Origin of the sequence: Bacillus sp. JJ783 (assembly GCF_036963225.1) — a bacterium.
GTDB lineage: Bacteria > Bacillota > Bacilli > Bacillales > Bacillaceae_G > Bacillus_A > Bacillus_A cereus_U.
Map to the genome: position 1 here is coordinate 1 of NZ_JBALMG010000009.1, position 14,641 is coordinate 14,641.

Below are 14,641 nucleotides of genomic sequence, written 5' to 3' on the forward strand. Positions count from 1 at the left end.
TCTTCTTCAGTTATTCGTAAATTAAATAAACCAGAATCTTATTTAGTATTTATTAATCAAAACGGTTGGTTGAACCTTGGTGGAAATCAGTGGGTGTATAATGATCCATCATATATTAAATATAATCAATATTGAAAATATAATTGAACATGTCTCCATCTTATTGCTGAAATGATAAGATGGAGACATGTTTTTGTATTACTTATTACTTATGTTATTTGTTGACTGGAATAATAATTACTTTCTTATGGTCATTGATTTTTCAAATGTTTCGAATGAAAAAATGAGGGTTAAAGACGGATATATATGTATTTCGAATGGGGAAGAGTGTCTAAATTATATATATTTAAAAAGTTTTCTGATATATGTATTGACAATATGTAAGATATACATTACTCTTTTAAATGTTATTGATAATCACTTTCAACTAGGGGGACATATGACACGAACTAAAAATATGCTTATACTTTGTATTATGTTACTAATGGTCATAATCGCAGGGTGTGGTAAAGAAGAGAAGAAAGAAAACGATACATCGGTAAAGGCAAAAGATTCATATAGTATCAAGCATGCAATGGGCGAAACGACAGTAAATGGGACACCGAAAAAAGTTGTTGTTTTAACAAATGAAGGTGCGGAGGCACTTTTAGCTGTCGGAGTAACGCCAGTTGGAACTACAAAACCACGTGCTGGTGATGAATGGTATCCTCATTTAGCGAAAGAGTTAAAAGATACGAAAGTTGTAGGAACTGAGCGTGATATTAATTTAGAGGCAGTTATGAAGCTTAAGCCGGATTTAATTATCGGGAATAAAATGCGTCATGAAAAAATATATGAGCAATTGAACGAAATAGCGCCAACTGTATATGCTGAAACATTGCGCGGGGATTGGAAGGAAAACTTTACGCTCTATACAAAAGCTGTAAATAAAGAAAAAGAAGGGCAAAAGGCTCTTGAAGATTATAAAAAACGTATTAAAGGAATACAAGAGAAGTTAGGAGATAAATTGAATTCTAAAGTTTCTATTATTCGCTTCGTACCAGGTGATGTTCGGATTTATCAGAAAAACTCATTCTCAGGTGTTGTTTTAAATGATATTGGATTTAAGCGACCACCACTACAAGATAAAGATGAATTTGCGATAAAAGGAATTACAAAAGAGCAAATTCCGAATATGGATGGGGACTACTTATTTTACTTCACATCTGATAAAGATGCAGATAAGAATAACGAAGGAACCACGTTAGCAAAAGAATGGACAGAAGACCCACTCTTTAAGCAGCTACAGGCTTCTAAAGACAATAAAGTATTCCAAGTGGATGAAGTAATTTGGAATACAGCAGGCGGTATTAAAGCTGCAAACTTAATGCTAGATGATATTGAAAAATATTTTTTGAAATAAATGAATGGTTGAGTGCATCACTTTAAATAGGTGATGTACTTTTTTGTTGAGTTAAATACAGAAAATTCCTTCTTTTAAGTGTGGATAAGTTGTACAATAAAACCAATCATGGAATAAAGGAGTGGGAAGGAATGAAAGCTACTCATAAAGATTGGATTTTGTTTAACGGAAGACTTATAAATACGAAAGAAGAACAGCCAATGGTTGCGTTAGAAGAGCGAGGACTCCAATTTGGTGATGGCATATATGAAGTATTTAGGCTATACGATGGGAAGCCTCATTTATTAGACTTACATTTGGAACGCTTTTTTAAATCTATGAGGGAAATAAATATTGTTCCGCCGTTTACAAAGGAAGAGTTAGTTGAAGAACTTCATCAAATGATTGAAAGAAATCAATTTCAAGAGGATGGGAATGTATATCTTCAAATATCACGTGGAGCTCAAGCTCGAAATCATGTGTATGAAAAAGATTTACAGCCAACATATTTTGCGAATATTGTTTCGTTTCCAAGACCTACTACTACTATGGAACAAGGAATAAAGGTTACTGTAGAAGAGGATATACGCTGGAAGTTCTGTCATATAAAATCTTTAAACCTTCTACCTAATATCATGATTAAAAATAAAATAAACGAGCAAGGGTATCAAGAAGCGATATTAGTACGAGATGGAGTTGTAACAGAAGGGTGTCATTCGAATTTCTTTATGGTGAAAAATAATAAATTAATTACACATCCGGCCGATAATTTCATTCTACACGGCATTACTCGCCACTACGTTATTACATTAGCAAAAGTTTTACATATTGAAGTAGAAGAGCGTGAATTCTCATTGCAAGAAGTATACGAGGCTGACGAATGTTTCTATACAGCGACACCACTTGAAATATTCCCTGTTGTTCAAATTGGTGATGAGAAGTTTGGAAGCGGCGAAAGAGGACCAATTACGAAAAAACTACAAGCTGCATATGAAGAAAGTATTAGTTTGTTTAAAGTGACAAATTAATAATGAGGGAAAAAGCTGGTATTCCCCCAGCTTTTTTTCATGATATAATTCAACCATAGGACAAATTTTGAAAACGCTGTAAAAAAGGGGATTTAATGTATGGATTATGAAGATTTTAAAGAAGTAATTCACGGTAGACGAAGTGTTAGAAAGTTTACAGAACAAGAAGTATCCACTAGTGATATAAAAGAAATTATTGATTGTGCTCGTTATGCACCGAGTGATACGAACTCACAAACGTGGGAGTTCTTGGTCATTATGAATCGAGAGAAAATTAAAGAAATTGAACAAATGACATGGGATGCATTACATAAACTTGCGGCAAAGGCAGCAGAAAATGGAGAAGAGAAAGCAGGGAAATTACTTACACGTTCTTTCGGTCCATATGCGACAGCTTTCTCTGAGGCGCCAGTATTAATCGTATGTTTGGCAACACCATATGAATCAAAGTTTCGTGAAAAGATATTTGATCCAATTGCCTTCGTTCCTGATTCAGTGTGGGAAGAGGAAGGAATTAAGAGTAGCTGTCTAGCAGCACAAAACTTAATGTTGGCTGCACATGCGAGAGGACTTGGCACTTGTCCAATGACAGGACCTGTATTGTTAGCTCAAGATGAACTGCGACAATATTTACAAATTGAGCCTCGAAAACAAATTAATATGGTAATTTCACTTGGGTTTCCGAAAGATAGGCCGAAGAAACTTTCTCGAAAAGAAGTTGATGAGATTACAACATTTATTTTCTAAATGTTATGTAGAAAAGACATTGAAATGCCAATGTCTTTTTATTTTGAATGAATATTTCTTTAGTGAATTGGGCTAAAATGATGAATAAGGTGGAATTACTATTTATTTCTTTAAAAAAATTAATGTTCTTAAAATGAAAGTATGGTACAGTAATCGTGAGCGAGCTAATATTTGTTCATGAAAGTGTTAAAAACTAGTTTTAAAATTAAGAAGTTATTTTTGTATAATAAATTATAATGAAATAACAGGGGGGATGAATTTTGAAGAAATTCATAATCACTGGATTGTCTGTATTGTTATTAGTAGGCTGTGGTGCTCCAAAGGAAAAAGAAGATGCACAGTCAAATCAGGAAGAACAAGTTGTAAATGCAAGTGATGAGAATATGGTCGTATTTCCTGAAGGAGCGGTGCCAATCGGGGAAGGGAAAGTAAAAGTAACTACGCCAGATGGTACTTCTGAAAATGGCAATATACCGACTGTATTTATCAAAAAAGATACTTTAATTCAGCAAGTTGAATTAGAACTTTCTAATTTTCAAAACGATAAAGAAACATTCGTATTTGTAGATCAAATATTTGCAGATAAACATCAAGTAACTAGTACAACACAGACAACAGTACAATTAAAAGAAAAGACACTTGAGACAGGTAGTCATACGATTACTGCAGCTCAGTTTGAAAACAATGACCCGAAAGGAAAAGTCATTAGCTTTAATCAAGCGACGTTTGAAACGAAGCCTGCGTCTTAATATGAAAAAAAGTACATTACTCAAAAGTAGTGTACTTTTTAATTTGGATAGAATTAGGTTGTTGAGAATAATTTGTTTCACTTTCTAGTACGTATGAATAGTAAGAAATTACTCTTTACTACTACGAAAGTGAAAGAGGTTGAAGATGTGAATCGGTTTGTTCGTATCTAAATTAAGTTAAGTTATCAAATCCATGACTTGATAATAGGAACTGTATGTTTTGTCATTGTGTACCGATTGTAGGATAAACTCGGATTAAGGTAAGTATTGAGAGGGAAATGTAGGTATTTCATTTGTAATGTCGAATAGTACATACGATGTCGTAATAACAAATTTTCTATTGTTTACTGTGAAACAGAAGAAGGAGAGATTGTAGTTATGAAAAGAGCTCTTATAAATATTGATTATACATATGATTTTGTAGCTGAAAAAGGTGCTTTAACTTGCGGAAAACCAGGTCAAGAAATTGAGAAGGAACTTGTGAGTGTAACGAAACAATTTATTGAAAAAGGTGATTACGTAGTATTTGCGATCGATAAACATGAAGACAATGATGTATATCATCCTGAAGCTAAGTTATTCCCACCTCATAATATAGCAGGTACAAATGGAAGAGACTTGTTTGGTGAATTACAAGATGTATACGAAAAATATAAAAATGCTGAGAATGTATACTATATGGACAAAACACGTTACAGTGCTTTTGCAGGAACGGATTTAGAAATGAAGCTAAGAGAAAGAGGAATAGAGGAAGTGCATCTTGTAGGTGTATGTACAGATATTTGTGTCCTTCATACAGCAGTAGATGCTTATAACAAAGGGTTCCAAATTGTGGTTTATGAAAAAGCAGTTGCATCTTTTAATGCGCAAGGACATGAATATGCACTTGGACATTTTAAATCTTGTTTACATGCAGAAGTGAAGTGAAAAAAAGAGGCCTTCAAAAAGGTCTCTTTTTCACATTTAAATAGAGACGACTTGCTGTTGAATTAACTTTTTAATGAACGGGCTAATGTTTTCTGGTAGCCCATTTAAATCAAAAAATTGTACATGTAATGATTCAACTCCATCAGCTTTTAGCAAGCCACCTTTAATGTCTTTGCAAAGGTAAGCGATTGTTATAGGATAAAATTCATCTCCGTTCGCTAATTTCACAAAAAACTCTTTACCTGAAAATACACTTACTAACTGAAGTGTACCAATTTCAATACCTGTTTCTTCAAGCACTTCTCGTCTTCCGGCTTCTTCTGTGGATTCACCAAGTTCCACAAAACCTCCAGGAACACCCCACATGCCATTTCGTCTTTGTTGTAGTAATATTTGTTCTTGATCATTTAAAACAGCTACAGCAACTCCTGCTAAATTGAGTGGCCTTGATCCAACAATCTCTCTTAGTTCTTCGATATATCCCATTAATTGTAACCTCCGTGAAAAAAGTATCAAATGAACTATTCGGTGTTATGTGAATGTATTCCTTTGAACGAGGTGAGTATTACAAAGTTGTTTATAAAAATTTCTATTGTAATCTCCCTTTAGATTATTAAAAAGGGTATATTTATAGTAAATAGAAAAGAACATCTGAAGTTGAAAGATTGATGAAAGGGTTATATTGTTGAAGATGAACAATGAATACAAATACATAGTTAAGAAAGTACGATTTAAGATCAGGATGAAAGATGTTTTGAAAACAAGTTTTGAGATAATCAATAAGTATTTACAATAGATTAGCTCTGCATGAAATTTTCATTAGTAAGGAAGTGGATAGATGAGTTTATTAACGTATACTGAGGAGTTTTTTAATTATGTAAGGGAGTTTTTACTTTTAAGATTTTTACTATTTGCTTTAGTTCTTATGATTATTTCTTTTGTCATAAACCGCATTATTGATTGGTTTTTTAGAAAATCAAGCTTTTTTGATGAAGAGGTAGAGCAGACGATTCAAAGTGTAATTCGATCTATTTTTAGGTATATCATTATCATCAGTCTGATCATATATTTAATTAGTCAATTTGTAGATATAAAAAGTATTATTGCAGGCGCAGGGATAGCGGGAGTTGTCATCGGTTTTGCTGCACAACAGATGCTAAAAGATGTCATATTAGGCTTTGCAAGATTAGCGGACAAAGAGTTTCGTGTTGGCGATTTTGTTACTTTTAACGGAACAAATTCAGGAACTATTGAGGAAATTAGTATTCGTTTTATGCAAATTCGTGAATGGTCAGGAAAACTCCTTACCATACCACACGGAGAGATTAGAACGATACAAAATTTTAATAAAGGATGGATGCGAGTTATTGAACGCATCACGGTAAGTTATCAGGAAGATCCTACAAGAGTTAAGGAATTGTTAGAAGAGGTCTGTGTTATGTGTAATGAAGAATTGGATCAAAGTCTTTATAGAGTAGAGGATGAGGTTGTTGAACCATTTAAATATGTTGGTGTTACAGACTTAAATCCTAACCTTAAATATGTTGGATATGAATTTTGTATTACAGGTTTGATTAAACCGGAAGATTATTTTGAAACTTCTAGACAAGTAAGATTTGAATTAATGTCTATGTTCCATAAAAATCAAGTACAAATGCCAGCAGCGAATATGTTCGTTACTACTGAAAGTTTACAAAATATCCATGTGGGACAATCTTTATCAGACAGTTAATGAAAACTAGCTAATTTCTGTTTTGGTTTAGAATTTAGATTTGCAAATCAGCAGACTTGAATGAACTGTATGGGATATCTCCTAAAAAAGAGCTGAAGGAATTCAGTTCTTTTTTTGTTTGTAGTATTTAGAAATTTCTTAATGTTATAATGATAGTTGGTGATGAGAATGAACATAGATGAAAAAGAGATGCATCGTTTAGAAGCATTAAAAGAAATTGCTGAGTTACTAAATGAAGCAACAAACTTACAGGAAATGTTAGGAAAAGTGTTACATACATTATTACAAGTTATGAATTTACAAACAGGGTGGATATTCTTTATTGATGAAAGTGGAAAGCATCGTATGCTTGTAGACCAAAACCTACCCCCAGCTCTTACGTGGCAGGAAAAGAAGCCGATGTGTGAAGGAGATTGTTGGTGTGTAGAACGTTTTGTGAATGGAAGATTGGAAAAAGCGACAAATATTATTGAATGTAAACGAATAGAGGATGCGATTGAATGTAATTGGGGCGAGACAGAAGATGTTACACATCATGCGACAATCCCGCTAAGATCGGGATCAGAGAAATTTGGTTTATTAAATGTAGCCTCGCCCCATAAAACACATTTTTCTGAGGAAGAGTTAGCGTTATTAGAAGCGATTGCATTTCAAATTGGAACGACAATACAACGTATTCAATTAGTTGAGAAAGAACGAAAATATGTAGTAGTAGCTGAAAGAAATCGACTTGCACGTGACCTACATGATTCCGTTAAACAATTGTTATTTTCAATTATGCTAACAGCGAAAGGGACTCTAAATATGACGAAGGATAGAGACTTGCAAGAGATGTTAAGTTATATTGGAGAATTATCACAGGAAGCATTGCAAGAGATGACACTTTTGATTTGGCAATTAAGGCCTGAAGGATTAGAGAAAGGTTTAGCAGAAGCGATTCAAAATTACGGAAAACTGTTAGGGATTCAAGTGGAAGTTCGAATTGATGGAATGGTTTTAATTGAAGATGAAATAGAAGAAGTTTTATGGCGTATAAGCCAAGAGGCATTACATAATTGTAAAAAGCATGCTTCGTGTGAAAAAGTATGTGTTTATTTAAGGATTGAAGATAATAAGCTGCACTTTTACATAGAAGATAACGGAATAGGATTTATACAGGATCAAGTAAGAGAGTCAGCACTTGGTTTGAAAAGTATGAAAGAACGAATTGAATTAATGAGGGGAATTTTTCGAATAAAAGCAGAACCGGAAAAGGGGACAAAGATAGAAATTCAATTACCGGTTTGAGAGGGAGAACATCAGTGGAAATTAAATTATTACTTGTAGAAGATCATCATATCGTTCGAAGGGGACTCGTATTCTTTTTGAAAACGAGAGAGGAATTTGAAATTATTGGAGAAGCAGAAAATGGCGAAGAGGCATTAACATTTGTTCAAAAAGAAAAGCCAGATGTAGTTTTAATGGATATATCAATGCCTATAATGGACGGTATTGAAGCGACAAAACGTATAAAACAATATGACGAGACAATAAAAATTCTTATGCTCAGTAGTTTTTCGGAACAAGATTACGTTTTACCAGCATTAAAAGCTGGGGCAGATGGTTATCAATTAAAAGAGGTGCAGCCAGATCAACTCGTTGCGTCAATTGTTGCGGTATATCAAGGGAATACGAATTTTCATCCAAAGGTAACACCTGCGCTATTAGGGCAGTCAGCAGTCAAGAAAGAAAAAGAGAATCCTTTTTCCATGTTAACGAAAAGGGAGCAAGAAGTACTTCGTGAAATTGCGAAAGGAAGAAGCAATAAGGAGATTGCAGCGGTGCTTCATATTACAGAACAAACGGTTAAAACACATGTTTCCAACGTATTGGCTAAATTGGAAGTAGATGACCGCACACAAGCTGCATTATACGCAGTAAAGCATGGGGAAAACTAAAAATAAGTATGAATAATTGTGTCATATGTTACGGTAGAATACATAGGAGCAAATAAAATGTATAGTGATGCGCCAAATAGAGGTTTTTCTTCTTTCAATAATTAGGTACAATAAAGTGAAACTTTAATCAGTGGGGGGGCCATCCCCACTGATTATTAGTTGAACTAATCGGGTTTTTACGGGCAGTTGATCTCCCACCTAACTCCCTTGCATTCATCGAATTTTGAGGTGGGAGTCTTACTGCCCGTTAATACGGGATAAAGCTACTATGGAAGGGGAAGATACACTATGCCTGGTACAAAAAGTGGGATTGGAAAGATTCAGGCTTCGTTAAATGGTTTATCACCGAAATTACGAAGTATTGCCGAACATATTTTGAAACATCCACAAGATGTTGTACATAAATCGATTACGGAATTAGCGGAAGTTACGCGTAGTTCCGAAGCAACGATATTCCGCTTATGCAAACACCTAGGTTTTCAAGGGTTTCAAGACTTAAAAATTACATTAGCTCGTGAGATTGTACATACCCCGATGCAAAACATTCATGAGGAAGTATCGGTAGAAGATAATATGGTCACTGTTGCTAAAAAAGTTTTTCATTCACATATTACAGGACTGCAAGATACATTACATTTGTTAAATGATAACGCGTTGGAACAGGCAGTAAGTGCGCTGAATGAAGCAAAACGAATTGAGTTTTATGGAAATGGTGGGTCGGGTATTATTGCGATGGATGCTTATCATAAGTTTATGAGAACGGGTATTTCTTGTATTGCCCATACGGATTCTCATTTTCAAATTATGGGAGCTGGCTTGCTGACAAAAGAAGCAGTGGTCATTGCAATTTCTCATTCGGGTAGTAATAAAGGATTACTGGAAGCATTAGAAGTAGCAAAAGCAAGAGGAGCTCGCATTATTGCGATTACGAGCTATCAAAAATCGGCATTAAGCCAACTTGCTCATATAACGCTATATACTTCGACGCGTGAGACTGAATTTCGTACAGAAGCAAGTTCATCACGATTAGCGCAGCTTAGTTTATTAGATACTTTGTATGTTGGTTTGTCGTTGCAACGACAGGAGGAAACACTGCAAAATTTACAAAGCATACGTGAAACAATTTCAATGAAGCGAATATAAAAAGCTCTTCAAATGAAGAGCTTTTTAGTTTGTTGATATATCCTCAAGATCTACTTGCCCGTAGAAATATGCAACATGTTCATCTTTAGCGTTTTAATTAGTTTAATCCCGCTATTTTGCGGGCAGTAAGACTCCCGCCTCAAAATTAGGCATATGCGAGGAAGTTAGGTAGGAGATTAACTGCCCGTAAAAGCCCGATCGGTGATATCCCATCACAATCAAGCTAAGAAAAATAAATACCCCAAGATGAACTACAAAAAAATTGTTTGAAACGTTTTACTTATAGTCATAATCTCCCATCTTTACAACCATTCATTTTTTCTAACCTCTATATACTTCACATTTAAAATCAAAAGAATAGCTTGATAAATTCAAATGTAGATATAATAAAGTTTCAGATTTTCCTTTTAAATACATCAAAAATCCTTTATGTAATAATTCGAATATTGTTCAATATTTCGCAATTTGTTTATAAAATTCCATGTTATGATGAACCTGTAATGATGATTGAACACTTAAATTTGGTACAATAATTAGCCAAAACAGTGAGGATAGAATTTGTGAGATGAACTCATTAAAACTCTAAAACACTAAAGGGGAGATCACATATGAAAGCAGTAGTAGTTAATAAAAACAGCAAAGCAAACATTGAAGTTATTGAAAAAGAATTACGTCCGTTATGCTCAGGCGAAGCGTTAGTAGATGTAGAGTATTGTGGAGTTTGCCACACTGACGTACACGTTGCGAATCATGATTTTGGTAATACAGATGGCCGCATCCTTGGTCATGAGGGTGTAGGTATTGTTACGAAAATTGCTGATGATGTTACTTCACTTAAGCTTGGTGACCGTGTAAGTATTGCATGGATGTTCCAATCTTGTGGACGTTGTGAATATTGCGTAACTGGTAGAGAAACATTCTGTCGTGAAGTTAAAAATGCTGGTTATACAGTAGATGGTGGTATGGCTGAACAATGTATCGTTACAGCAGATTATGCTGTGACAGTACCAGAAGGATTAGATCCTGCTCAAGCATCATCAATCACATGTGCAGGCGTAACTACATATAAAGCTATTAAAGTATCAGACATTAAACCTGGTCAACCTATCGTAATCTATGGTTGTGGTGGATTGGGTAACCTAGCAATCCAATATGCTAAAAATGTATTTGGTGCAAAGGTAATTGCAGTAGATATCAATGACGACAAATTAGTCTTAGCAAAAGAAGTTGGTGCCGATATGACTATCAATCCAATTACTCAAGGTCCTGCTGATAAGATTGTTCAAGAGGCATTTGGTGGCGCTTATGCTGCTGTAGTAACAGCGGTTTCTAAAGTAGCCTTCAACTCAGCAGTTGATGCAGTACGTGCTTGCGGTAAAGTAGTTGCGGTAGGTTTACCAGTCGAAACTATGGATTTAAACATTCCACGACTTGTATTAGACGGAATTGAAGTAGTTGGTTCTCTAGTAGGTACTCGTAAGGATCTAGAGGAGGCATTTATGTTCGGTGCAGAAGGCAAAGTAGTGCCGGTTGTTCAAACTTGTCCACTAGATGAAGTACAAGATGTATTCGAAGAAATGGAACAAGGTAGGATTCAGGGCCGTATGGTAATCGATTTTAAACAGCACAAGTGTAATTGCGATTGTAAATAATTCACTTTGTTTAAATCATCGTTGGTGTGAATCTCTTTAAATATTAAAAGGTAGATTTTTGGGCATGAGTCCGGTATTGAACCGGATTCATGCCTTTTAATTTTGTTTTAATCGGTTTGTAGTAGGAGTGAATAGAGTTCTTCAACTCTTGTTTAATGCCCCATAAACTGTAATGCGTAGAAAATATTGAAGGAATATGTATGTGGTGTTAATGAGAGGAAGTTAGATTGCACGCAACAAAGAATGTAATTCAAACTTTCCATGCAGAAAAGCAAAAATTAGTATGCGCGTGGAACGGAAAGAGAGATTTATATTTAATTATGAAAAAAATTTTCTTTTTTTATATTGATTTACGAAAAAATATTTTATATACTAATTCATGTAAACGGTTTACTAGATCGCATTTTGCTAGAAACGAAGGGAAGATTCGCATGGAAACAAGGGGGAGAGTAATCGGGATTGACATCGGTACCACTAGTACGAAGACGGTTGTATTCACTGAAAAGGGAAAAGTCGTTGCTTCACATGCAATTGATTATCCAATCATTCAACCGAACGTCGGATGGGCGGAACAAGATCCTGATGTAATATGTGCTGCTGTATACAAAACTGTAAGCGTTGCCATCGAGAAGGGTAATGTGTTACCGGAAGATATTTCTTCTATCGGGATTAGTACAGCAATGCATGCCTTAATTGCAGTAGATGAAAACGGTGCGCCGTTAACGCGCTCTATCATTTGGGCAGATAATCGAAGCACAAAACAATCAGAAAAACTCTTACAACAAATGAATGGTCATGACATTTATAGAAGAACTGGTACACCAATTCATCCGATGTCACCACTTTCTAAGTTACTGTGGATGAAAGAAGAAGAATCGGATTTATTCAGAACTGCTCATAAATTTATTTCTATTAAAGAGTATGTCATTTATCAATTGTTCTCACGCTATGTAGTTGATTATTCTATCGCATCTGCTACTGGGTTATTTAATTTAGAAACATTAAACTGGGATGAAGATGTTTTAACTATGTTAAATATGTCACCAGAACAATTATCAACACCTGTACCGACTACATATATTTTATCGGGAATGAAGCCGGAATTAGCACAAAAGATGGGGATTAGTGAGGATACTCCCGTTGTTATTGGTGCAAGTGATGGTGTTCTTGCAAATGTAGGTGTCGGTGCAATATCACCTGGCTCAGCTGCAATTACGATTGGAACAAGTGGAGCAGTTCGAACAATTTCATCAAGTGTTAATACAGATGAAAAAGGAAGAACTTTTTGTTACGCATTAACAGATGAGCACTGGGTAATCGGTGGACCGACGAATAATGGCGGGATTTTATTAAGATGGCTACGTGATGAATTCGGTAGTCCAGAGCAAGAAGTTGCAAGGAAGCTTGGGATTGATCCTTATGATTTATTAATTAAGTATGCAGAAAGTGTACCAGCTGGAGCAGAGGGATTGCTATTTTTACCGTTTTTATCTGGAGAACGTGCACCCTACTGGAATGCAAATGCTCGTGGTACATTCTTCGGTATAAACCTTCAGCATAAACGTGAACATTTCATACGAGCTGTCATGGAAGGAGTTTGTATGAGTGTGTATTCAGTTGCACTTGCCATTCGTGATTGTACGGGGCCACTTTCTGAAATACGTGTTTCAGGAGGCTTTGCAAAGTCTGCATTTTGGAGACAAATGTTATCTGACATGATGGGGAAAGAATTGCTTGTTCCAGAAAGTCATGAAGCATCTGCGCTTGGGGCAGCGGCACTTGCTTTGTATGCAATTGGGAAAATTGATTCGCTTGAAGAGGTGAAGGATTGGATTGATATTGTCCATCACCATGTACCGAATAAAGAAAATACGGCTTTATATTTAGAGATGTTTTATATGTATGAACGACTTTACAATCGCTTGAAAGAAGAATTTGATTGTATAGCTGCTTTCCAACGTAAACAATAGGGGGATTGGGAGAAATGGTAGTTGGGATCATACTAGCGGCTGTTGTCATATTACTTTTACTAATTACGGTAGTAAAATGGCATCCATTTGTCGCGTTAATTTTAACAGCAATCGGTGTAGGGCTAGCAATGGGGATGCCCTTAATTGGAACTTCACCACAACATCCAGGGATTATCGATTCTATTAAATTAGGTCTTGGTAATACGTTAGGATTTTTGGCGATTGTTTTAGCTTTAGGAACAATGCTTGGAAAAATGATGGCTGAGTCTGGCGGTGCTGAACGAATTGCTAACACATTAATTGGACGTTTTGGGAAAAAGCGTGTTCACTGGGCAATGATGTTCGTTGCATTTATAGTAGGGATTCCGGTATTTTTCCAAGTTGGATTTGTACTATTAATTCCGTTAGTATTTACAATTGCGTTAGAAACAGGGGTATCACTTATTACAATCGGTATTCCGCTAGTAGCAGGTCTTTCGGTTGTACACGGACTTGTTCCACCGCATCCAGCAGCTATGGCAGCGGTAGGTATATTTAAAGCAGATGTAGGGAAGACAATTTTATATGCATTAATTGTCGGACTTCCAACTGCAATAATTGCAGGTCCGCTTTACGGGAAATGGATCGGTGCTCGTATACATAAAGAAGTACCATTAGATATAGCGGAGCAATTTATTGAAAGAGATAAGAAGAAGGAACTTCCTAGCTTCGGAAATACATTGTTTACTATTTTACTTCCAGTATTTCTTATGCTAGGTGCATCGATAGCGGAAGTAGCATTAAATAAAACAAGCCAACTTGCACAAGTATTGCACTTTATTGGAGATCCAATAGTCGCATTATTAATTGCAACGATATATTCTTTCTTTAGTCTTGGCTATGCAAAAGGGTTTTCTAAAGACAAAGTCTTACAAGTCACAAATGATTGTTTAGGCCCAATTGCAAACATACTGTTAGTTATCGGTGCAGGTGGCGCCTTTAATAAAGTGTTATTAGATTCTGGAATTGGAACTACAATTGCGGAGATGGCGAAAGAATCACATATTTCACCAATATTATTAGGGTGGGGAATTGCTGCACTTATTCGAATCGCGACTGGCTCTGCTACTGTTTCCATGATGACAGCAGCAGGAATAGTGGCACCGATTGCGGCAAGTACACCAGGAGTGAATGTAGAGTTACTGGCACTTGCAACAGGAGCAGGGTCATTAATATTATCACATGTGAACGATTCTGGATTTTGGATGATTAAAGAGTATTTCGGAATGACTGTGAAAGAAACATTATTAACATGGACTGCAATGGAGACAATACTATCTGTTGTAGCACTTGGACTAATTTCGTTATTAAATATATTTGTATAGAATGGGAGATT

Annotated in this window: 13 protein-coding genes and 1 pseudogene; 13 read left to right on the forward strand and 1 reads right to left on the reverse strand. The window is 35.6% G+C overall.

Going from position 1 to position 14,641, the window contains the following annotated elements; genetic code table 11:
• The 6 genes and pseudogenes from V7038_RS02200 to V7038_RS02225 all read left to right on the forward strand — a co-directional run.
• Nucleotides 1-135: pseudogene (locus V7038_RS02200) on the forward strand (N-acetylmuramoyl-L-alanine amidase); the annotation flags it as partial.
• A gap of 304 nt (nt 136-439) precedes the next feature.
• A complete protein-coding gene (locus V7038_RS02205) occupies nt 440-1,402 on the forward strand; it encodes an ABC transporter substrate-binding protein (RefSeq protein WP_070170106.1) in 963 nt (320 codons plus the stop codon).
• A 131-nt stretch (nt 1,403-1,533) separates the two neighbouring features.
• The gene (dat, locus tag V7038_RS02210) at nt 1,534-2,409 is read left to right on the forward strand and encodes a D-amino-acid transaminase (RefSeq protein WP_070128312.1); all 876 of its coding nucleotides are present in this window, start codon (nt 1,534-1,536) and stop codon (nt 2,407-2,409) included.
• A 99-nt stretch (nt 2,410-2,508) separates the two neighbouring features.
• Nucleotides 2,509-3,156: a nitroreductase family protein gene (locus V7038_RS02215; RefSeq protein ID WP_002202139.1), complete on the forward strand. Its 648-nt coding sequence runs from the start codon at nt 2,509-2,511 to the stop codon at nt 3,154-3,156.
• Between the two features lie 260 nt (nt 3,157-3,416).
• Complete coding sequence (locus V7038_RS02220) at nt 3,417-3,905, forward strand: hypothetical protein (RefSeq protein WP_002157997.1); 489 nt, start codon at nt 3,417-3,419, stop codon at nt 3,903-3,905.
• Nucleotides 3,906-4,283: 378 nt separating this feature from the next.
• On the forward strand, nt 4,284-4,832 hold the full coding sequence (locus tag V7038_RS02225) for a cysteine hydrolase family protein (protein WP_070139236.1): 549 nt from the start codon (nt 4,284-4,286) through the stop codon (nt 4,830-4,832).
• A 36-nt stretch (nt 4,833-4,868) separates the two neighbouring features.
• On the opposite strand, the gene V7038_RS02230 is transcribed toward V7038_RS02225, so the two are convergent.
• Complete coding sequence (locus V7038_RS02230) at nt 4,869-5,318, reverse strand: NUDIX hydrolase (RefSeq protein ID WP_070128315.1); 450 nt, start codon at nt 5,316-5,318, stop codon at nt 4,869-4,871.
• A 352-nt stretch (nt 5,319-5,670) separates the two neighbouring features.
• Between V7038_RS02230 and V7038_RS02235 the strand changes: the two genes are divergently transcribed.
• The 7 genes from V7038_RS02235 to V7038_RS02265 all read left to right on the forward strand — a co-directional run bounded on the left by V7038_RS02235 (nt 5,671) and on the right by V7038_RS02265 (nt 14,630).
• Nucleotides 5,671-6,564, forward strand: a complete 894-nt coding sequence (locus V7038_RS02235; RefSeq protein ID WP_070128316.1) for a mechanosensitive ion channel family protein — start codon at nt 5,671-5,673, stop codon at nt 6,562-6,564.
• Between the two features lie 189 nt (nt 6,565-6,753).
• Complete coding sequence (locus V7038_RS02240; RefSeq protein ID WP_223260363.1) at nt 6,754-7,851, forward strand: GAF domain-containing sensor histidine kinase; 1,098 nt, start codon at nt 6,754-6,756, stop codon at nt 7,849-7,851.
• Between the two features lie 14 nt (nt 7,852-7,865).
• Nucleotides 7,866-8,501 carry a response regulator gene (locus V7038_RS02245; RefSeq protein WP_070128317.1) on the forward strand — a complete coding sequence of 212 codons (636 nt, stop codon included), beginning with the start codon at nt 7,866-7,868 and terminating at the stop codon, nt 8,499-8,501.
• Between the two features lie 288 nt (nt 8,502-8,789).
• On the forward strand, nt 8,790-9,644 hold the full coding sequence (locus V7038_RS02250) for a MurR/RpiR family transcriptional regulator (protein WP_070139237.1): 855 nt from the start codon (nt 8,790-8,792) through the stop codon (nt 9,642-9,644).
• 608 nt (nt 9,645-10,252) lie between these two features.
• Nucleotides 10,253-11,296, forward strand: coding sequence for an alcohol dehydrogenase AdhP (adhP, locus tag V7038_RS02255; protein WP_070128319.1), 1,044 nt, complete (start codon nt 10,253-10,255; stop codon nt 11,294-11,296).
• A gap of 431 nt (nt 11,297-11,727) precedes the next feature.
• Nucleotides 11,728-13,266 carry a gluconokinase gene (gntK, locus tag V7038_RS02260; protein WP_002157987.1) on the forward strand — a complete coding sequence of 513 codons (1,539 nt, stop codon included), beginning with the start codon at nt 11,728-11,730 and terminating at the stop codon, nt 13,264-13,266.
• A gap of 14 nt (nt 13,267-13,280) precedes the next feature.
• Nucleotides 13,281-14,630: a GntP family permease gene (locus V7038_RS02265; protein WP_002157986.1), complete on the forward strand. Its 1,350-nt coding sequence runs from the start codon at nt 13,281-13,283 to the stop codon at nt 14,628-14,630.
• The last annotated feature ends 11 nt before the right edge of the window (nt 14,631-14,641 follow it).